This is a genomic window from Alloprevotella sp. (assembly GCF_057240785.1).
In genome coordinates this window covers 1-19,931 of the sequence record NZ_DBHHRH010000003.1, presented here as the reverse complement: position 1 = coordinate 19,931, position 19,931 = coordinate 1, and the positions used below count along the sequence as shown (strand labels likewise).

The 19,931-nt window shown below is 38.6% G+C and carries 16 protein-coding genes; 12 read left to right on the top strand and 4 right to left on the bottom strand.

The window, feature by feature from the left end:
- Positions 1–36 precede the first annotated feature (36 nt).
- Positions 37–939: a hypothetical protein gene (locus tag ACO4R2_RS01075; RefSeq protein WP_484768861.1), complete on the bottom strand. Its 903-nt coding sequence runs from the start codon at positions 937–939 to the stop codon at positions 37–39.
- Between the two features lie 268 nt (positions 940–1,207).
- Between ACO4R2_RS01075 and gdhA the strand changes: the two genes are divergently transcribed.
- From gdhA to ACO4R2_RS01015, 12 genes are all read left to right on the top strand, one after another.
- The gene (gene gdhA, locus ACO4R2_RS01070; RefSeq protein WP_311489935.1) at positions 1,208–2,545 is read left to right on the top strand and encodes an NADP-specific glutamate dehydrogenase; all 1,338 of its coding nucleotides are present in this window, start codon (positions 1,208–1,210) and stop codon (positions 2,543–2,545) included.
- Between the two features lie 537 nt (positions 2,546–3,082).
- Positions 3,083–3,508, top strand: coding sequence for a sugar 3,4-ketoisomerase (locus ACO4R2_RS01065; protein WP_484768860.1), 426 nt, complete (start codon positions 3,083–3,085; stop codon positions 3,506–3,508).
- Entirely contained in the window at positions 3,508–4,467 is a 960-nt protein-coding gene (locus tag ACO4R2_RS01060; RefSeq protein ID WP_484768859.1) for a GNAT family N-acetyltransferase, read from the top strand. Before ACO4R2_RS01065 ends, ACO4R2_RS01060 begins: the two co-directional genes overlap by 1 nt.
- Positions 4,460–5,563: a DegT/DnrJ/EryC1/StrS family aminotransferase gene (locus ACO4R2_RS01055; RefSeq protein ID WP_484768858.1), complete on the top strand. Its 1,104-nt coding sequence runs from the start codon at positions 4,460–4,462 to the stop codon at positions 5,561–5,563. The genes ACO4R2_RS01060 and ACO4R2_RS01055 overlap by 8 nt, the downstream gene beginning before the upstream one ends.
- Before the next feature lie 13 nt (positions 5,564–5,576).
- Entirely contained in the window at positions 5,577–6,383 is an 807-nt protein-coding gene (locus ACO4R2_RS01050) for a glycosyltransferase (protein WP_347719027.1), read from the top strand.
- Positions 6,384–6,397: 14 nt separating this feature from the next.
- Positions 6,398–7,198: a glycosyltransferase family 2 protein gene (locus tag ACO4R2_RS01045; protein ID WP_311489940.1), complete on the top strand. Its 801-nt coding sequence runs from the start codon at positions 6,398–6,400 to the stop codon at positions 7,196–7,198.
- Positions 7,185–8,087, top strand: a complete 903-nt coding sequence (locus ACO4R2_RS01040) for a glycosyltransferase (RefSeq protein ID WP_311489941.1) — start codon at positions 7,185–7,187, stop codon at positions 8,085–8,087. The genes ACO4R2_RS01045 and ACO4R2_RS01040 overlap by 14 nt, the downstream gene beginning before the upstream one ends.
- Before the next feature lie 247 nt (positions 8,088–8,334).
- On the top strand, positions 8,335–8,841 hold the full coding sequence (locus ACO4R2_RS01035; protein ID WP_311489942.1) for a DMP19 family protein: 507 nt from the start codon (positions 8,335–8,337) through the stop codon (positions 8,839–8,841).
- A gap of 4 nt (positions 8,842–8,845) precedes the next feature.
- A complete protein-coding gene (gene smpB, locus ACO4R2_RS01030; RefSeq protein WP_311489943.1) occupies positions 8,846–9,328 on the top strand; it encodes an SsrA-binding protein SmpB in 483 nt (160 codons plus the stop codon).
- Positions 9,318–12,050: a methionine synthase gene (metH, locus tag ACO4R2_RS01025; RefSeq protein ID WP_484768857.1), complete on the top strand. Its 2,733-nt coding sequence runs from the start codon at positions 9,318–9,320 to the stop codon at positions 12,048–12,050. Before smpB ends, metH begins: the two co-directional genes overlap by 11 nt.
- 2 nt (positions 12,051–12,052) lie before the next feature.
- A complete protein-coding gene (locus tag ACO4R2_RS01020) occupies positions 12,053–13,330 on the top strand; it encodes a glycoside hydrolase 5 family protein (protein ID WP_484768856.1) in 1,278 nt (425 codons plus the stop codon).
- Positions 13,327–13,848, top strand: a complete 522-nt coding sequence (locus ACO4R2_RS01015) for a phosphatase PAP2 family protein (RefSeq protein ID WP_347719022.1) — start codon at positions 13,327–13,329, stop codon at positions 13,846–13,848. The genes ACO4R2_RS01020 and ACO4R2_RS01015 overlap by 4 nt, the downstream gene beginning before the upstream one ends.
- 75 nt (positions 13,849–13,923) lie before the next feature.
- On the opposite strand, the gene ACO4R2_RS01010 is transcribed toward ACO4R2_RS01015, so the two are convergent.
- From ACO4R2_RS01010 to ACO4R2_RS01000, 3 genes are all read right to left on the bottom strand, one after another.
- Positions 13,924–15,255 (bottom strand): DEAD/DEAH box helicase, encoded by a 1,332-nt coding sequence (locus ACO4R2_RS01010; protein ID WP_484768855.1) that lies wholly within the window; start codon positions 15,253–15,255, stop codon positions 13,924–13,926.
- Between the two features lie 91 nt (positions 15,256–15,346).
- On the bottom strand, positions 15,347–17,977 hold the full coding sequence (gene glgP, locus ACO4R2_RS01005; protein WP_311489948.1) for an alpha-glucan family phosphorylase: 2,631 nt from the start codon (positions 17,975–17,977) through the stop codon (positions 15,347–15,349).
- Positions 17,978–17,997: 20 nt separating this feature from the next.
- Positions 17,998–19,659: a glycogen/starch synthase gene (locus ACO4R2_RS01000; RefSeq protein WP_484768854.1), complete on the bottom strand. Its 1,662-nt coding sequence runs from the start codon at positions 19,657–19,659 to the stop codon at positions 17,998–18,000.
- Positions 19,660–19,931: the final 272 nt, after the last annotated feature.

The window sequence follows — 19,931 nt, the reverse complement described above, 5'->3', positions numbered from 1 at the left end:
AATTATACTCCACTGCCGTCTATAGAAGATCTATTCCTAATGACTGTTTTTAGGCAAGAGTTGTAAGGCAAGCATCCAATACTGGAATTCTATAGCAAAACGAGAAAGCGTAAAAGAAAAAGTGGCTGTTCCGATAAATACAAAGGTAAAAGTAGTACTTTGGCTGGCACTTTCTCTTAATATTTCTGCTTTGGCGTAGGCTACTGATGATAAAGCTAATGTTAAAACAGGAGTATTAAGTATTAGTAGAACAAGACAGATAGGAATACCTGATATAAAAATCAGCAGGGAACTCTTACTCCATCCTTTGATTCTGAATAAGCCTTGTATAATACTATTGCTTGTTGATACATTTCCGATTGCTTTAAACACTTTTGCACGATAAAGGGAAATACTTATATATAAATATATAGGTAGGGGTAAAATTAGAAACCAAAGACTTACTCTTAAAGCAAGTGCACAAAAAACTCCACTTATAATGCAAGCTACCAAGAGATATACAAACGAAATGACCAAAGTAGACGTTCCTAATGTCCCTATTTCTTTTAGGTAGCGAAAACTCTTTCTTTTCGGAAATTTTCTTGATTCCTTATATTCTTTTATTTGAGTAAGTAGTTTTCCTTTTGAAAATAAATAACCTAATAAATAGAATATTAAAGAGAGAGTGAGGGTAATAATACTTTGTGTCCCTGGATATTGAACTTGTTCTAGGATGTGGGGTAGGGGAATACCTTCTTCATAAAGAGTGAAAGTAGGTAATAATAATGTGTTGTAAAGCTTAAGAAGATTGTATATAAAAAGAGCTGCACTCAGTCCCGACAATAATAAGAAGGGGAATTGAAAACTAAAGAATGCTTTCCAATTAAGTGTAAAGATTTTCCATGCATCAACCATACAAGCTGGCAAGCTTCTTTGAAACGTACTGAATTTCTGATTCATAATGACAATAATTTTATATGCGAAGTTACATTAACCTTGGAATATTTCAAAAAAAACTTAGAAGTATCACTTGGCATATAGTGAAGTTTAGCAAATAATATAGAACAAATGCAGCTGACATTTTTTTAGGAAAAGTTGGTTATTCTTGGATAAATTCTGATTTTTCCTACTGAAAAATTTTGGATTATCGGAATTCTCCTTTACATTTGCAAAATCATAGTATTTAAAAGACAGTTATTAACTCTAATCATTAACCACTTTTATAATTATGAAAACCGAAGTAATTATGCAAGCCCTAGAGGCTAAGCATCCTGGAGAAAAAGAATATCTCCAGGCAGTAAAGGAAGTATTACTTTCTATTGAAGATGTTTACAATCAGCATCCTGAGTTTGAGCGCGTGAAACTTATCGAGCGCTTAGTTGAACCTGACAGAATTCTGACATTCCGCGTTCCTTGGACCGATGATTCAGGAGAGGTACATGTAAACTTAGGTTATCGCGTTCAATTCAATAATGCTATTGGCCCGTACAAGGGAGGAGTACGTTTTCATCCATCTGTTAATCTTTCTATCCTGAAGTTCTTGGGCTTTGAACAAACTTTTAAGAATGCGCTGACGACATTGCCAATGGGAGGTGCCAAAGGTGGAGCAGATTTCTCACCACGTGGAAAATCTGATTCAGAGATTATGCGCTTCTGCCAAAGCTTCATGCTAGAAGCCTACAAGATCCTAGGTCCAGACATGGATGTTCCTGCAGGTGATATTGGTGTAGGTGGCCGTGAGGTAGGCTATATGTTTGGAATGTACAAGAAACTCACGCACGAGCATACTGGTACTTTTACCGGAAAAGGCCAAGAGTTTGGTGGGTCAATCCTCCGTCCAGAAGCAACGGGGTATGGCGCTTGCTATTTCTTGAAGCAAATGTTGGCCGATTATGGTATGGAAGTGAAAGATAAAACTATTGCTATCAGTGGTTTTGGAAATGTAGCTTGGGGGGCAGCGAAGAAAGCAACAGAACTTGGTGCTAAGGTCGTAACTATTAGTGGGCCAGATGGATATGTTTACGATCCAGACGGTATAAGTGGCGAGAAAATTGAATATATGCTTGAACTTCGTGCCAGTGGTAATGACATTGTTGCTCCTTATGCTGAAAAATATCCTAAAGCAGCATTCTTTGCAGGTAAGAAGCCGTGGGAAGTAAAAGTTGATATAGCGATGCCATGTGCTACTCAAAACGAATTGAACGAAAATGATGCAAAACAATTGGTTGCAAATGGCGTAAAATGCGTTGCAGAGGTTAGCAATATGGGTTGTACCACAGAAGCTATCGATTACTTCATCGAACAAAAAACTCCATTTGCTCCAGGTAAGGCCGTGAACTCTGGAGGTGTTGCTACTTCTGGTTTGGAAATGACTCAGAATGCTATGCATTTATATTGGACTGCTGAAGAAGTAGACAAGCATCTAAACCAAATTATGACAGATGTGCATGCTCAGTGCTTGCAGTATGGCAAACAAGAAGATGGTTATATAAACTATGTTCGCGGTGCAAACATAGCAGGTTTCATGAAAGTTGCCCATGCTATTATAGCACAAGGCATTCTGTAAAATATAATAATTATTTTCTTCGCTGGAAGAAATCCCCAAAATACGATGAGAGCTAGGCCACGAGCTTGGCTCTTATCGTCTTTTTAAATGTATTCGAAAATACTTTCTGCAGTTATATGTCCATGTATACGCCGTTTAACTAAAGAAAGTAAATGCTATAAAAATACAATAAGCCTGTCAGCTGACATCCTTATAGCGTTCGCAAATATCCTTATCGTATTTTCTAGTGCTATAAGGATATTTTTCGCAGTCTAGAAAGTAACTTGTGTTAAAATCCTTGTGTCAAATTTTTTATTATTTACTGCGAACAATGTGCTGTTAATGTTCATTTCAACTTCTGACAAATGATATATAATGACAAGCATGTCTAGCAATGTAAATATTGCAGTCGTCATTTAGATATTTATATTTTTATAATTGTCATTATGTTTAATTTAAACGATAAGTATGAGAATCTATCGCCTTTAGTACTTGTTTTATCAAGAAAGACTCATTATATCATAGATTTTAGTATATTTGCGATAGAAATAGAAGAATATGCCCTCCCATCTTTGCAAGGATTTCGCACACGAATATATAACTATTCCAACGATAACTGATAGCCGAGGTAACTTGGCGATTATTGACAATGTAGAATCTGTTCTGCCGTTTAATGTTCAACGAGTATTTTGGATTTATAACGTACCAGAAGGACAAGTTCGTGGTTTACATGCTCATAGAACATGCTCTGAAGTTCTAGTTGCTGTGAAAGGTTCGCTTAATATTACTTTAATAGATAAAGATGGTTCTAAAGAATATAAGTTGGACAGTCCGAATAAAGGCTTACTTATTTGTCCTTTTGTTTGGTGCAAGTTAGAAAAATTCAGTTCTGATTGCGTCTGCATTTGCTTTGCCTCAGAGGCGTACGATGAAACAGGTTATATTAATGACTGGGATTCTTTTTCAGAGATTATTAAAAAATAATGAAGATTAGTCCATATAAATCCACAGATAAAGATCTTTGGGATCAATTTGTAGAAGGTTCTAAAAATGGTACTTTCTTATTTCTACGTGATTATATGGATTATCATAAAGACCGCTTCTCTGATTCTTCTCTGCTCATTAGGAATGCAAAAAATATTCCTATTGCTTTATTTCCTGCAAATTATGTTGAATCTGAAAAACTTGTTGTATCTCATGGAGGTTTAACCTATGGATCTCTTCTTCTCTCTTATGAAGCCACTGCTATGGATATAGGAAAAATGTGGGAAGAAATTCGAAGATATTATAAGCATCTAGGTGCTGATTTACTGCATCTTAAAACAATTCCATATATTTATCATAATTATCCATGTGAGGAGGAGCTGTATTGGCTTTTTCGTTTTGGAGCAAAACTACTATCACGTGGTTTGTCTTCTGTAGTTGATTTGAGAAATCCTCTTTCTTTTAGTAAGTTACGGAAGCGGAAAGTTAAAATGGCACAACAATCATCTTTAGAGTTAATGCTGAATGCTCCCCTATCCTATTATTCCGAATTTTGGACTATTTTAGAGAAGGTTCTTCTTTCATATCATAACACACTACCAGTACATTCTTTGGAGGAAATACTTTTACTTGTACAACATTTTCCTCAAAATATACAGTTGGCTCTTGTTCGGGAAGCAGATAATGTTGTCGCAGGCTGTGTTCAATATAAAACAAAAAAAGTCAATCATATTCAGTATATTGCGGCTTCAGAAGAAGGCCGGGACAAAGGGGCTCTTGATTTTCTTTTCTATCATTTAATTCAGATTTCACAGAAAGAAGGTTTCAGATATGTTGATTTTGGAATTTCTACGGAACAAGATGGACACTATCTAAATGAAGGTCTACTTTTTCAGAAAGAAGGCTTTGGTGGTAGGGGAATTTGTTACGACAAATATGAGATAAACCTAAATGATTAACTTCTTAGACATACAGAAAATATCACAAAAATTTCAGCCAGATTTGTCCTCTGTCATAGAAGATGTAGTAAACTCTGGCTGGTATTTGAATGGAACAAAACTATCTGCTTTTGAAGATGCTTTTGCCAATTTTATTGGTGTTCAGCATTGTATTGGTGTGGGAAATGGTTTAGATGCATTGACATTGATTTTGCAATCGATGAAAGATCTTTATCATTGGGAAGATGGAGCAGAGGTTATAGTCCCAGCCATGACGTTTATTGCCAGTGCACAAGCCATTGTACGTGCGAATCTTACTCCTGTATTCTCTGATGTCTCTTCTTTCCATTATACAATTACTCCAGAATTACTTTCGTCAAAAGTTACAAAAAAAACCCGAGCTCTTTTACCTGTCCATCTGTATGGGAATTCTTGTGATGTTGAAAGCCTGAGAAAAATATCAGTAGATAATGGATTGCAAATAATTGAAGATGCAGCTCAAGCCCATGGGGGGCGATTTTTCTCGGGAAAGAGAATTGGGGCGGCAGGTGACGCTGCAGCTTTTAGCTTTTATCCAGGCAAAAATTTAGGTGCTTTAGGTGATGGTGGTGCTGTGGTCACAAATAATTCTTATTTGGCAGAACGAGTAAGAATGTATGCTAATTATGGATCTAAAGAAAAATATAAACATGTCATTCAAGGAGTTAATAGTCGCTTAGACGAGATACAAGCTGCGGTCCTTTTACTTAAATTAAAAAAGCTTGACGAAGATAACCAACATCGCCGCCATATAGCGCATATATATAAGTCCTATATTAAAAACCCTTTTGTTGTCTTACCTCAATATGCAGATGAGGATAGCGTTTATCACATTTTTCCTGTTTTGGTAGATAATAGAAAGAAGTTTCAAACTTATCTTATAGAAAAAGGAATAGAAACTTTGTGCCATTATCCCATACCTGTTCATAAGCAGAAGTCATTTTCTTTCTACAACTCTTTGACATTTAAGGAATCTGAAAATATTGCGAATCAAGAAGTTAGTCTCCCAATCAGCCCTGTATTGACAGATGACGAAGCAATGTATATTTCTCAAATGATAAATAATTACAACGATTAAAAAATCTCTGACCATGTCCATAGATGTTCTGATTTGTTCCCTTAACAAAGGTATTGTTCGCGTTGATGAAGTTATGCTTCCTCCTCGCTCAGATGTCCATTATATTGTATCTTATCAGTATACAGATGAACGTTACCTAGACTTAATACCTGAGTCTCTTTCCCAGCGAGAAGATGTTACATTGTATAAATATAATGGGCAAGGGTTATCTGCTAATAGAAATTTGGCAATGGAAAAATCTACAGCAGAATTTTTCATGTATGCGGACGATGATACTCATTTTACGGAAGATACTTTTAATACTATCTTCGAAATATTCAAGAAAGAAACAAATTTAGATATAGCATTCTTTAGAGCCAGTACCTATACAGGTAAGTTACTTAAATCTTATCCAGATAATGAGCAATCCCTTACCGCAATGCCTAAAGATTATATTATTTCAGCTATTGAGATGGTTTGCCGCAGAGAGGCTGTTCAAGGCAAAATACGCTTTGACGAACGTTTTGGTTTAGGTACAAAATTTCTTACATGTGGCGAAGAAGAAATATGGATGGAAGATGCTGTAAAGGCTGGTTTCAAAATGAAGTATTTCCCCATTAAAATTGTGGAAACTTCTACTCTGCTCAAAAAGTCTATGATATATGTCGATGCAGGCGTTCAACGTAGCTACGGTGCTATACTCTACTATAAATACGGGTATAAAGCATGGATTAAAAGTCTGCAATTTGCTTGGCGCTCTGCAAGAAAGCGTATGTGCCATTTTAATCCATTCTTCCGACACTTGTTAGAGGGAATTGCCTATATGCGAAAAAGTGAATAAAGGAGATTTTTCTTATGATTTTAGAATTATTGATTTGCACGATAAATGAAGGTGTACGTCGTGTGCCTAACATCTTATTACCTCAGATAGAGAACGTTCGCTATTTAGTATCATGGCAACAAACTGGTACTGTTAGTATTGGTTTGCCTGAAGAACTCAATCGCCCCGATGTTCGTGTGATCACACTAGAAGGGCGCGGCTTAGCAGCCAATCGTAATAATGCTCTCAAGAATGCTCAAGGCGATATTCTTCTCCTTTCTGATGATGACACAAAATATAAGGCAGAGAATCTGCAAAATATCATTAAGAAATTTAGAACATATCCAAAAGCAGATATTATATGTTTTAAGGCTGTGGATGCAGAAGGTAAAGAGATAAAGCATTATGCAGAACAACCTTTTATTTATGCAAAACGTCCAAAAGGCTCTTTCTTTAGTTCTTGGGAAATAGCTTTTCGTAGGAGTCAAAATCTGCCTGTTTTTGATGAACGTTTTGGGCTTGGTTCACAGTATTTAGCTTGTGGAGAAGAAGAAGTTTTTCTTCACTCTGCATATAAAAAAGGTTTGAAAATCATATTTTTACCAGAAGTGATTGTTGAAACAAATGCGGATACAACAGGAAAACATTTCTTAATAAACGCAGCTGTTCGACGCTCTAAAGGAGCAGTCCTTTGTATCATTTACGGCCCATGGAGTGCCCGCTTACGATGCCTCAAAAAAGCCATGCAATACGACAAACTTCCACTGCAGCAACGCATGAAGTTTTTTGAAGATATGATTCAAGGTATCCATTACATACAATATGGGCATCTCTAATCCGCTAATATCGATAATTATTCCGTTTAGAAACCGAGAAAAATACATTCAACGGAGCTTAGCATCCTTTCGTCGCATTAAATATCGACCGATCGAACTAATCTTTGTAGACAATGCTTCAGAGGATAAATCTCGGGAGTTTGTAGAGCATTTCCTTCACGATATAGTAGGAAAAGGTGTGGCTACAATACTTCTTACTGAGCCCACAATTGGAGCTTGTAAGGCTCGTAATTGTGGGCTTCATGCTGCGCATGGAGATTTTGTCTATTTCTTTGATGATGACGATGAAATTTCTGCTGATTTTTTAGATGATGCTCTTCCCTATCTACATAATAATGATATCGTTGCTGCTCCTACACTAATGATTTTCCCTACAGGTGTAGCGAAAGTGAGATATACAAGTTTTTCGGATCGTGTACGCGATCAAATTTTAACGGGCATGCTTTCTACTCAAAGTATGCTTCTTCGCAAATCGGCTTTAATCAGTGCAGGAGAATGGAACGAAAATCTCCCAAAATGGAATGACTGGGAATTGGGCGTACGTCTGCTCAAGAAAGGACTGAAAACAACTTGGCTGAAGAAATCATATCATCGTATTCATCAGCATCCAGATAGTTTAACAGGCCCTTCACTGGGCACTACTTATCCCCTACTTCAACCAGCTCTCTTTGCTGTTAGTTCACTTCCTTTGACAAGTTCTGAGCGAAGAGCTCTTGCTGCTAAGGAGTTAATTCTCTCCCGAGAATTAGAAAAAGCTGGAGAAAAGCAGCAAAGTAGCGCTATCAAGACTCGCAATCTAAAACTGTATCCCTCCCTATTTTTGCTATGTTGTTATTTAAGATTAATAGATAGAGGAGCTTGGAGGTTTTATCGTACTTTTTGGTTATGAAATAACTAGTATATTGAGGCCTAAAAATATCCTTATTCCATTTTGGAATATCTTTATTGTGTCAGCTGATACAATAAAGATATTTTCAAATCCGAGTATTGTATTTTTTATCGTCTCCATTGTAGTATTATAAGTCTCATTTATAATATGTTAGTGACTAGAAAATTAAGTAGGGAACATTGTACTATTGTCGAAAAAAGATAGTAATATTACCACATTCATCCTAAATTTGTATATTTGCACTAATATGAATGAGGTAACAGTTACAGATGCTGCTTTGCGTGAAGCAGCTAGCAAAGGATCTGATGAGTTTCTCGCATTGGTAATTGATGCCATTTGCGCTTCAGTGAATAATGAACTTACTGCAGAGACGATGGCGCAATTAAATGCAGATCAAATAACTCTCTATGGCTTTAAGATCTTACACGAAGAAGTCATGGATGGTGGTTTTGTACAGTTGATTCATAATGGATATGGTCCTTTTATCTTTCTCAATCCCTTTGCTAAGGCTTTGCGACTTTGGGGGCTTCACGATCTCTCAAAGTTGGTTTACAAGGGTCGAAAGCTCTTTGAGCAAGATGTGGAGGAACTCACACGCGAATGTAGTGATGAAGAATTCATGGCTCTTTTTGAACAATTTCCACACTATGATGACTTAGATGACGAATTTGTGGAAAATGAAGAATCCTATGTTGATGGAGTGGCTTATTATGTAGACGAACACCTCGCAAACTTTGTTACTATCATAAAATAAAGAAATGGCAGGAAAAAAAATTGTTTCATCGAGGATAAATATAAAAAATAAGCGAGCAGAACACGATTATTTTATTATAGATCAATATACTGCGGGGATTGTCTTAACTGGCACAGAAATTAAGAGTATCCGTGCGGGAAAAGCAGGTCTTGTTGATACGTTTTGCTTTATTAGCAATAATGAAATTTGGGTCAAAAATATGTACATTGCTGAATATAGTTTTGGCTCTTTTAATCGTCACGAAATACGTCGTGATCGTAAACTCCTTCTTAATAAGAAGGAAATCAGAAATTTGGCAGAAGAAACAAAATCGCCTGGACAAACGATAGTTCCCTTACGCCTATTTATCGACGACAATGGTCGTGCCAAATTAGTAATCGGCCTTTGTCGTGGTAAGAAGGAATACGACAAGCGTGAAACTTTGAAAGAGAAAGAAGGACGTAGGGAAATGGATAGAGTTTTAAAGGGACATAGATATGGGGCTTAAAGAAGCTGTAAAAGATAGAATACTTATTTTAGATGGTGCTTTAGGTACCATGATTCAAAAATACGGATTGTCTGAAACAGACTTTCGTGGTGAACGATTTGCGCACTTGCCTGGACAGCAGCGTGGCAATAATGATTTATTAGTGCTTAGTCGTCCCGAAGTGATACGAGAAATCCATACACGTTATCTAGAGGCTGGTGCAGACATCATCGAGACTTGTACATTTAACAGTCAAAGTATTTCCTTGGCCGACTATCATTGTGAATCGTTGGTAAAAGAAATAAATTTTGCTGCGGCACAATTGGCACGCACATGTGCAGATAATTATGCAACTCCCGAAAAGCCACGCTTCGTTGCAGGTTCTGTTGGTCCAACCAATAAGACTTGCTCTCTGAGTCCAGATGTTAATGACCCAGCGCTCAGAACTTTACATTTTGATGAACTGGCGATAGCCTATCAAGAGCAAATCGAGGCTTTACTTGAAGGAGGTGTCGACACCATTCTCATTGAGACAGTCTTTGATACATTAAATGCAAAAGCAGCGGTAGTTGCAGCGCAAGCAGCGATGAGTATGAAGGGACGAGAAGTTCCTATCATGCTCAGCGTTACAGTTGCGGACAAAGGTGGGCGCACCCTTTCTGGGCAGACACTCGAGGCCTTTTTGGCATCTTTCAGTACGATGCCTATCTTCTCTGTGGGGTTGAACTGCTCTTTTGGTGCAAAAGATATGAAGCCATTCCTTGAAAATCTCGCGGCAAGGGCCCCCTACTACATCTCTGTGTATCCCAATGCAGGATTGCCCAATTCTTTAGGGGAATACGATGAAACACCCGAGCACATGGCTTCCGAAGTTGCAGAATTTCTTGATGAAAATCTGATAAATATCGTAGGTGGATGTTGTGGAACTACTGACAAGTTTATTGCAGAGTATCCAAAATTGCTAGAAGGTCGTACTCCCCATCGACCAGTAGCTGTTCCTTCTTGTCTGTGGCTCTCTGGTTTAGAATCTTGTGAGATTAGACCAGCGAGAAATTTTACAAATATTGGAGAACGCTGTAATGTGGCTGGTTCGCGTAAGTTTTTACGGCTTGTTTCAGAAAAAAAATATGATGAAGCCATTGGCATTGCACGAAAACAAGTGGAAGATGGAGCACAGATTATTGATATAAATTTTGATGACGGCTTGTTAGAAACAAAAGAAGAAATGGTACATTTCCTAAATCTTCTTGCTTCTGAACCAGATGTTGCCCGTGTGCCTTTCATGATAGATTCTTCGAAATGGGACGTTATAGTTGCAGCACTCAAATGTGTACAGGGAAAATCTATTGTGAATAGTATTTCCTTGAAAGAAGGAGAAGAGACGTTTCTTTCTCATGCACGCGATATACAAAAGTATGGAGCAGCAGTTGTGGTAATGGCTTTTGATGAGACAGGGCAAGCAACAAGTTTCGAACGCAAGATAGAAATTTGTAAACGTGCCTATGATCTTCTTACTCAGCAGTTACATTTTAATCCCAATGATATAATCTTTGACCCCAACGTTTTAAGTATCTGTACAGGAATTCCTGAACATGATTCTTATGGTATAGATTTTATTCGTGCAACGGCTTGGATTCGCGAGAATTTACCAGGTGCGCATGTCAGCGGTGGTATCAGCAATCTATCCTTCTCTTTCCGAGGTAATAACTACTTGCGTGAGGCCATGCATGCTGTATTCCTCTATCATGCAATTCAGAATGGATTGGATATAGGGATTGTAAATCCTTCTTCTACCATTACATATTCTGATATTCCGAAAGACTTGCTCGAAGTTATAGAGGCTGTTATCCTCAACACTCGCGATGCTTCGGAAGAACTGATAAGTCTTGCGCAGCAAATGACAAATCAGCAGAAAAATAAAGTTGAATACAGTCAGAAAACAGAGCTATGGAGAGATTTCCCCTTAGAGAAACGACTTTCTTATTCTTTGCGAAAAGGAATAGACAGTAATTTAGAAGAAGATCTGACAGAAGCTCTTGGTGAATACGCCCATGCTGTTGATATTATTGAAGGTCCTCTGATGGACGGCATGAATGAGGTTGGGGATCTTTTTGGTGCCGGAAAGATGTTTCTTCCGCAAGTTGTTAAAACAGCGCGGACGATGAAGAAAGCTGTTAGTATTCTACAGCCCCATATCGAAGCTGAGAAAAAAAATGGAAGCAGTGCTGGAAAAGTGTTGATGGCTACGGTGAAAGGCGATGTCCACGATATAGGAAAAAATATCGTGGGTGCCGTACTCTCATGTAATAACTACGCCATAGAAGATATGGGAGTGATGGTTGCTCCTGAAGACATTGCAGAAAAAGCCCTTGAGGTGGGAGCTGATGTAGTTGGACTAAGTGGCCTTATAACTCCTAGTTTGGATGAAATGACAAATACGGTAGTGGTCATGAAGGAACGAGGGATAGAAGTTCCTGTTCTTTTGGGTGGAGCTACAACAAGTCGCTTACACACAGCCTTGAAAATAGCTCCCAATTATGATGGCCCTGTAATATGGGTGAAGGATGCGTCACAAATGGTTATAGCTATGTCGAAGTTATCGAATCCAGCTACTGCAGACGGCTATATTTCCGAGAACTATAAACAGCAAGAAATACTACGTAATAAGTATAAAGTTAAAACTATTCAAGATGCTGATTTCAAGACTGCTAAATCTGATAAACTCAACCTTTTCAATAAATAATTATGAAACGATTACTAACAGCACTCTTTGTGATTTTTACCTGTTGCACTCATGCAATTGCAGGAAAGTACATCACTGTTGAAGGAAACAGGCTGATGAAAGATGGGGCTCCCTATTTCTATGTCGGGGCTAATTTCTGGTATGGTCCAATCCTTGGTTCCAAGGGAGAAGGTGGCAACCGCGAGCGTTTAGTTTATGAGTTAGATTCTCTGAGATCTATGGGCGTTGATAATCTCAGAATACTTGTAGGTGCAGAACGAGGCAGTAAGTTTGCAAACTCTGTAAGCCCTGTTCTTCAGTCAGCACCAGGGGTATATGATGAAGCTCTTTTTGATGGACTTGACTATTTACTTGCTGAAATGGAAAAGCGCAATATGGTTGCCGTACTTTATCTTACAAATTCATGGGATTGGAGTGGTGGTTATGGCTTCTACTTGCGTGAGACAGGTCATGGAGATTCTCCTTCTGCAGAAGGTCCTGGCGGATTTGAGGCTTACTGCAATTATGCTGCAAATATGAATAGTGATCCGAAGGCTCAGAAGCTTTTCTTTGATTACATAAAGACAGTTATTCCTCGTACGAATAAATATACAGGTCGCAAGTATACAGAAGATCCTACCATTATGGCATGGCAAATTGCTAATGAGCCACGCCCTTTCTCTACAAAGGAATGCGACAATATGATTAAGTTCTTGGCAAAGACTACGAAACTGATTAAATCATTGGATAAGAATCATCTTGTATCTTTGGGAAGTGAAGGTATTGTGGGGTGTGAAAATAATGAAGAAGTGTGTGAACGCTCCGTGATGGATAAGAATGTGGATTACATGACAATACACATTTGGCCGAAAAACTGGAATTGGACTTCTAACGATAGACTGACAGAAGCGCTTCCTAATGTTTATTTGAAAGCAAAAGATTATATTGCTAGCAACTCGCGAATTGCAGATAAAGCAGCAAAACCTATTGTCATCGAAGAATTTGGATATCCACGTGATCATGCCTTATATTCCGCAGAAGCAACTGTATCTGCTCGTGATAATTTCTATAACTTCATTTTCCAGCAAATTATACAGAGTAAAGAAAATAATGGAAATATTGTGGGTTGCAACTTTTGGGGCTGGGGCGGTAAAGGACGCTTAAACGGGAGTCGTTGGAAAGCAGGCGATGACTTTCTTTGTGATCCTCCTCACGAGCCACAAGGTTGGTATTCAGTGTATGATTCGGATACAACAACTACGGACTTAATAAAAGCTGCAGTAAAGACACTGCGTAAATGAGAGTAATAGCAACACTATTATTGTTGGCTTGTCCAGCAATGTTAATGTCACAAACTAAGAGCCGAGTAAGGAAATCTACGGATTTCCTTTTCTCGACTCCTGTTGTTGCAGGCATAACAACTGCACTAATTAAGAAAGATTATACAGGCCTCAAGCAATTAGCTTTCTCAACGGGTACAGCGATAGCTACAAACTATGCCTTAGAACTTTCTGTAAGAAAAGCGCGTCCCGATCATACAGGACAACACTCCTTCCCGTCTACTCATACGCTTATAGCCTTTACTGGTGCTGAATATGTTCAGCGACGTTATGGATGGAAGTGGGGACTTCCTGCTTTTATAATTTCTAGTTATGTGGCTTGGGGCAGAATCAATTCGGGGAAGCATGATTGGTGGGATGTAGCTGCAGGAGCAGCAATCGGAGTTGGTGCAAGCTATGCCTTTACAAAGCCTCTAAAGAATGCAGATATAACAATAGTCCCGTCCTACAAAGGTGTGGTTATCACTGCAATCTTCTAATCATAAAAAATACTCTTCAGCTTTATAAGCTAGTTCGGCCTTCTCTATTTATACACAATCTTGGAATTTATAAGCTTAATGCTTCATTGGCTCAATGAGTGTCTTCATTCCTTTTATTTTCTCTCCAGAAATCATCTGCAGAAGTTGTTTGACCTTATTTCTCTTTACTGCTACATAGGACTGATGTGATGTAATATCAATTCGTCCTATTTCTGTTGATTTCAAGTTACCCTTTTTGCAGAGAAATCCTAGGATGTCCCCCTTTGAGAGTTTATCTTTTTTTCCGCGACCAATATAAAGTGAGCTCCACAAAGGCGCGTATGCCTTTATTGTAGTATCTGAAATATCTAAGTTCTTATACTCCTTTATATAATCAGGGATATTTTCCTCAGGACCAATAAGTAAATAGTTACTTCCTGTATTGTCCCAGCGAGCGGTTCGTCCAGAACGATGGATAAATTCCTCTTCCTTGTTTGTCAAATGGTATTGTACAACGTGGCGCACTTCAGGAATATCTAAACCTCTAGCAGCTAAATCAGTTGCAACTAAGACATTCACACTTCCAGCACGAAATCTGTAAAGATTACGTTCCCTAACCTCCTGTTCTTGCCCTCCATGATAATCTACACAGGAGATTTTGTTTTCTTTTAAGTATGCAAGAATACGAGCAACACTCTCACGATACGCAACAAACACAATTGATGGTTCACCTCTAAAAGAGCTTAAGAGGCGTCCTAATGTTTCAAGCTTGTCCTTTGACGGACTTTTAATAACATATAGTTCGCTTTTTGCCTCAGAGTTTTCTGTAGTTGTCAAATAATTTAAAATCGTTGACTCTTTCGCTCTTTTTTCCGGAAATGCAAAGTCTGGAATCTCTTCTATGTTTGTTGCAGAAGTGAAAATGCGTTGTTTGATATGTGGCAGCTTTCTAATAATTTTATCCATGTCTTCTTGAAAGCCTAGCTCTAAGCATTTATCGAACTCGTCAATAATAAGGGTATGGACTGCACCTGTAAAGATATTATCCTTCTCGATATGATCTAGCAGACGTCCTGGGGTGGCAAAAATTAACTGAGGTTTTATCTCTCTAATCTGCCGATGTTCGTTTATTGTAGGACGACCACCATATAAACAAATACTTCTAATTTCCTTCAACTTCATCCGCTGGAAAACTTCATTAGACTGTAAGGCTAGTTCTCTCGAAGGAAGAATGATAACCACCTGCAATACGTTCTGCTCGACCTTAATTTTTTCTACGATTGGCAAAAGATAAGCAAGAGTCTTACCTGTTCCTGTTGGAGAAAGTAATGTTGTGTTTTTCCCACTCTTGATTGTTTCATAAGCTTTTTCCTGCATTTCCGTAAGAGCTTCAAAGCCAAGATTCGTCAGTATAATATTGCGTTCCATTGTGTCTATATTAAAAGGATGAGAATAAAGAAACTACACTGATTTCTTTAAAAGAAATCAGTGTAGAAATATATTTGTAATTTATTCGTGATTAGTTAAACCAACGTACATAGCAGAAATCCTGGCGGTGAGGCAAGAAAGGATTTTTAGGGAACATACGATATGCAATCTTAAAACTACCAGCAATGTCGATTTCGCTCTTGAGTTCGAAGGTATAAAGATTTCCCTCATGTTCTACTACGTTCATTGGGATAACACGCAATAAGTGGTCTTGTCCTTCAGCAGTGCCAACAACAACCATTTCTATGCCAATTGCATCGTCGAGACCTTGTGCATCTATAGTTACGCGTGATTCAAATTGTTCACCATTGATGTGAATACCATTGTTATCATTCGTAGCTTCTTTCTTAATCACTTGAATGCTATCCCAACGTTCTGCAACGAGTTCCTTCCAAGCTGCAATTTCTTTTGCAAGCTTATTGTTGTCTGCTGACAAAGCTTTAAAGCGGTTTGCCTCAGGCGTATAGAAGCGATCATAGTAATCGTCTAACTGACGCTTCATTGTATAGTGTGGAGCAATTTGAGCAATGCTATTTTTCACTGTACGTACCCAATTCTCGCTGTAGCCTTTACGATTACGAGCGTAGTAAAGAGGTATAATTTCTTGTTCGAGCAATGAGTATATTGTTGAAGCATCCAACTTATCCTGATACTCTTGATTCTCGTAGGTACGACGATCTGTAAGTGCCCAACCTGCGCCTTCACGATAACCTTCATACCACCAGCCATCAAGAACCGAGAGATTGATAACACCATTCATGAGTGCTTTTTCTCCTGAAGTACCAGAAGCCTCGAGAGGACGTGTTGGTGTATTCATCCATATATCAACACCGCTTACTAAACGACGTGCAAGGTGCATATCGTAATTGTCAAGGAACAGAATCTTGCCAATAAATTCTGGACGCTGAGAAATCTCGTAGATTCGTTTAATTAGGCCTTGGCCAGCACCATCAGCAGGGTGTGCTTTACCAGCAAAGATAAATTGCACTGGATAGTCAGGATTGTTCACAATCTTTGCCAAGCGGTCGAGGTCGCTAAAGAGCAAGTGTGCACGTTTGTAAGTGGCAAAGCGACGAGCAAAACCAATGAGCAGTGCATTGGGGTTAATCTTATCAAGCAGACTTACCACACGACTGGGGTCACCATGATTCTTCAGCCAGTTTTCGCGGAAACGCTCGCGGATATATTTGATAAGTTTATTCTTTAGAGCTAAGCGAGTCTTCCAAATTTCTTCATCGGGAACTTCGTAAATCTTCTCCCAAATCTTTTCATTTGATTCATCTTCCAAGAAATTCTTATCAAAATACTTATTGTAAACAGCTTTCCATTCTTTTGCACTCCACGTTGGATAGTGTACGCCATTTGTAACGTACCCTACATGGCTTTCTTCTGGATGGGAATTGTAAATTTCATACCACTCATCGTGGGTGCGAATATCGTGTTCTACGCGCTCTTCCTCGGGCATATATCCTTTCCAGATATTTTTGAACATCTGCTGACTTACACGCCCATGCAACCAGCTAACACCATTAACCTCCTGACAGGTGTTACAGAGGAAGGTAGACATACAGAAGCGTTCTCCATGATCATCCGGATTCGTACGGCCAAGACCGATAAAGTCATCCCACGTAATTCCTAATTTTTCAGGAACCCATCCCATGTACTTACCGAATAGTCCTTCGTCGAAATAGTCGTGACCTGCAGGAACTGGAGTATGAACGGTATAGAGCGAGGAGGCACGTACCAGCTCTAAAGCTTCACCGAAAGAGAGGCCTTGACCAACATAATCAACAAGGCGTTCAACATTGCAGAAAGCAGCGTGACCTTCGTTGCAGTGGTAGATGTCTTTCTTGATACCGAGTTTCTTCAAAACTAACATACCACCAATACCGAGCAAATATTCTTGTTTGATACGATTTTCCCAATCACCGCCATAGAGCGCATGTGTAATATTTCTATCATATTCGCTATTTAAAGGAATATCTGTATCGAGGAGATAGAGAGAAATACGACCTACATTTACTTTCCAAATAGCAGCATGAACGAGATAGTTTGGGAATGGAACGTCAACAATAAGTTGATTTCCATTGTCATCAAGAACTCGCTCAATTGGGAGCTTATCGAAATCCTGTGCTTCATAGTTTGCTATTTGTTGACCATCCATGGATAGTGTTTGAGTAAAATAGCCATAACGATATAAGAAACCGACAGCACAGAGATCTACATTAGAGTCACTAGCTTCTTTCAGATAATCGCCAGCCAAAACTCCAAGACCACCAGAATAAATTTTAAGTATATGAAAAAGGCCATACTCCATGCAGAAGTATGCCACACTAGGACGTTTTGCATTGGGAGTTACGTCCATATATTTGCGAAATTCCTTATATACTTTGTTGATACGACCAACGAGTTCTTTATCTTTGCTTAGTTCTGTTAAGCGTTCATAACTCATGCGTTGGAGCATGTCAATAGGATTTTGATCGCATTTGTGATCAAACAAATCGTGGTCAATACTGCGGAATAATTCGATTCCTTCGGGATTCCAAGTCCACCACAGATTGTGTGCCAATTCGTCAAGCTGTCGTAATTCAGCAGGGATATGGCTCTGAACATTAAAAACCTCCCAGTTCGGCTGGTTAGCGTTGCTTACTTTGACTTTCATAAATTTTTGAGTTATTGTTTTTATTTCTTTCTCAATGCAAAATCGTATGCTTGATAGTAATACTTGATAAAGTTACTCCACTGTGCTTTATCGGCCAGTGCTGCTGCATTCTTTCGCATCTCGTTGCGGACAGTTTTGCTTGCATTCAGAACTTTCATCGTCGTATTGCAGATCTTTTGTGCTACATCAAAATAGTTATCATCATTTCTATGTAGCACTTCTACCCCATCTTCAATCATTCCTTGGTGCTTCAGTGTTGCATCTACCCATTGGCCAAAGCCACTTAAATCCGTTGTAATACACGGTATTTTGAAAGCACTAGCCTCGAGCGGTGTATATCCCCAAGGTTCATAATAGCTTGGGTAGATACAGAGATCATTTGCCAGTAGAACCTCATAATAAGGCTCATTGATGATACCATCTTCTCCATCGAGATAACACGGAAGGAGGATGACTTTCACAGGGTTATTTCTGTCGTTCATCAAGGAGAGCGAGCGCATTGTATTTAGAATGGCATCCTCTCCCTCATTGTAGAGTTCGTGCGTCAGGTACGGATTTGGTAATGCCGTATTTGGGATTTCCTTCCCTATCAATCGTAGTTGCAGGTCCTTGCGTGGTTGTTTTATCCAACAAGGTACTTCTATCAGGGCTAAAACACAAGTTTTACAAGTATCAATAGACTGATGTTGTAATTCGCTATTGAGATTTGCCATAGCTTGAAGGAATACATCAAATCCTTTACAACGGAAATCATTGCGACCACTAGTTGAAACAATCATGATCTTATCTGAGAGCTCTTCGCCCAACAGAGCAGACGCTACTCTTAACAAATTCTTTCGAGCAGCTTTGCGCTTTGTGGTAAATATAGAACCTTTAGGAACAATGGCATTGTCGAAGCCATTAGGCAGAATTACATCTGCTGGTTTCTCAAGCAGTTGAACACATTCCTCGTTGGTGAATGTTGAAACAGTAGTGAAACAGTCTGCAAAATGGGCACTTTTCTTCTCTACACTATGCTTCGCATCCATATGGAGTTCTTCGGCCATTTGATCACCATTGTAGCCATGGAAGTATTTATAAAGCTGCTTATTATTGCTCGTAATAGAACGACCAATGCTTGTGGCATGGGTTGTAAAGATTGTGGCAATACTAGGAGCTGCCTTGCGCAAATGTAGCATACCTAAACCTGCCATCCACTCATGAGCTTGATAAACAACTTTTTCATTTTTATGGATAAGTGAGAGGTATATAATCTCTACAAAACGTGCTGCTGCATAAGAGAACATTGAAGCTTCATCGTAATCACCATAGGCTTTGTCACTTTGAACTCCAAAATTCTGCCATGCAGTTCCATATATAGAATTGCGTTGTTCAAAAAATGGTTGAAAATCTACTAGGACAGCAACGGGCCTACCTGCAACCTGCCAACGCCCTATCCTAACATTTACACCTTCCTTTGCTGCGGCTTCACGCCAATTCTTTAAGAGTTTTTTATCTTCTAGAAAATCAGGATTGTTCTTTTCTTGCCATATATCTGGACCTAAGAATATAAGCTTATCACCATATTCTTTAAGTAGTGTCTGCGCTCTCGAAGACAAGACAGTATAAATGCCTCCAACTTTATTACAGACTTCCCAACTTGCCTCGAAAATGAAGTCGGGCTTGAGTTGCTTATCTACCATTTTTTACATTTTTGGATGCAAAGATACGTTTTTTTATTGAGTTCTTGTCCGTAATGTGTATTTTTAGTAATAAGAATGCTTACCAACAGATGCTCAATCTAGTTGTATCATCTTGCTTTTCTGTTTGTTTTTTACAATTTCGAAAGAGTGATATTTTAGCGTGAATCCGGCGAATTCAGAATACACGTTAATAAATGAACATAATAGTAACAATACAAAAATTGGCTTATATGACAAAAAGAGACCTAAAATCTCTTGTACTCCCTTTATTT

Coding starts and splice junctions, on each gene's coding strand:
- ACO4R2_RS01075 (WP_484768861.1), bottom strand. CDS start 939: ATGAATCAGAAATTCAGTACGTTTCAAAGAAGCTTGCCAGCTTGTATG.
- gdhA (WP_311489935.1), top strand. CDS start 1,208: ATGAAAACCGAAGTAATTATGCAAGCCCTAGAGGCTAAGCATCCTGGA.
- ACO4R2_RS01065 (WP_484768860.1), top strand. CDS start 3,083: ATGCCCTCCCATCTTTGCAAGGATTTCGCACACGAATATATAACTATT.
- ACO4R2_RS01060 (WP_484768859.1), top strand. CDS start 3,508: ATGAAGATTAGTCCATATAAATCCACAGATAAAGATCTTTGGGATCAA.
- ACO4R2_RS01055 (WP_484768858.1), top strand. CDS start 4,460: ATGATTAACTTCTTAGACATACAGAAAATATCACAAAAATTTCAGCCA.
- ACO4R2_RS01050 (WP_347719027.1), top strand. CDS start 5,577: ATGTCCATAGATGTTCTGATTTGTTCCCTTAACAAAGGTATTGTTCGC.
- ACO4R2_RS01045 (WP_311489940.1), top strand. CDS start 6,398: ATGATTTTAGAATTATTGATTTGCACGATAAATGAAGGTGTACGTCGT.
- ACO4R2_RS01040 (WP_311489941.1), top strand. CDS start 7,185: ATGGGCATCTCTAATCCGCTAATATCGATAATTATTCCGTTTAGAAAC.
- ACO4R2_RS01035 (WP_311489942.1), top strand. CDS start 8,335: ATGAATGAGGTAACAGTTACAGATGCTGCTTTGCGTGAAGCAGCTAGC.
- smpB (WP_311489943.1), top strand. CDS start 8,846: ATGGCAGGAAAAAAAATTGTTTCATCGAGGATAAATATAAAAAATAAG.
- metH (WP_484768857.1), top strand. CDS start 9,318: ATGGGGCTTAAAGAAGCTGTAAAAGATAGAATACTTATTTTAGATGGT.
- ACO4R2_RS01020 (WP_484768856.1), top strand. CDS start 12,053: ATGAAACGATTACTAACAGCACTCTTTGTGATTTTTACCTGTTGCACT.
- ACO4R2_RS01015 (WP_347719022.1), top strand. CDS start 13,327: ATGAGAGTAATAGCAACACTATTATTGTTGGCTTGTCCAGCAATGTTA.
- ACO4R2_RS01010 (WP_484768855.1), bottom strand. CDS start 15,255: ATGGAACGCAATATTATACTGACGAATCTTGGCTTTGAAGCTCTTACG.
- glgP (WP_311489948.1), bottom strand. CDS start 17,977: ATGAAAGTCAAAGTAAGCAACGCTAACCAGCCGAACTGGGAGGTTTTT.
- ACO4R2_RS01000 (WP_484768854.1), bottom strand. CDS start 19,659: ATGGTAGATAAGCAACTCAAGCCCGACTTCATTTTCGAGGCAAGTTGG.